This window comes from Psychrobacter sp. DAB_AL32B (assembly GCF_002224105.1).
GTDB lineage: Bacteria > Pseudomonadota > Gammaproteobacteria > Pseudomonadales > Moraxellaceae > Psychrobacter.
Genome location: NZ_NEXU01000026.1, coordinates 1 through 747, shown reverse-complemented (window position 1 = coordinate 747; position 747 = coordinate 1). Strand labels below are relative to the sequence as shown.

At 36.0% G+C, this 747-nt stretch carries 1 protein-coding gene; it reads right to left on the bottom strand.

Annotated elements, in window-relative coordinates; genetic code table 11:
* Positions 1-370: 370 nt before the first annotated feature.
* Positions 371-568: a hypothetical protein gene (locus CAN34_RS14440; protein ID WP_254423070.1), complete on the bottom strand. Its 198-nt coding sequence runs from the start codon at positions 566-568 to the stop codon at positions 371-373.
* Positions 569-747: the final 179 nt, after the last annotated feature.

The following is a 747-nucleotide window of genomic DNA, read 5'->3' as shown; positions in this document are numbered from 1 at the left end:
TCAATTAAGCTGCGTAGTTTAATTTCTGTATAGGTGTACAGCCACCATTGCCCATGCTAGAGCGCTCATAATTGTAATAAATACAAAGGAATCTCCTAAATTCTGTGTAATTGCCCTTTAGATTAAATCTCTGCTGACACGGTCATCAAACATAATCATAAAGCGTCATTGCTTATTCTCCGGTTAGTGGATTATAAGCAGTTACACACTTTTTAGGAAAGGCTCAACACGGGGTTTACCTCTTCATTAGATGAACATCTTATTTGACTGATTCCTCTAACAAAATAAAAGACAATAAAAAATCCAATGCTAAACGCTTAATTTAAACGTCTAACACTGGATTAATGACACTAATTGCCTAAATTGCTAACTAACCTTCTAGTTGGTCGATCATACCTTGGTATTGCTCTTTCTTTGCAGCAATCTTACTACGTTCTTCTTCTGCATTATCTACCGAACCTTTAGAGTCTGCTACTTTCTTATCAAAGGCTTCTAACTCAACAGTTTTGGCATCTAAAAGCCTCTTAAGCATCATAGCAACCGCTTTTTCGGAAACGTCATGCGTCATATTAGATGCTTCGGATGTAAAGTCATCTTTAAGCTTAGTTGCCCATTGATAGATATTAGCTATTGTCGCACTGTGCTTATCATCTTTATCAGATGCAGCAGATTTGTCTTCTTTATTAGCATCAGATTTGCTGTCTTTATCAGACTTAAGTCATCTTTATGCTTAGTTTTCCATTATTT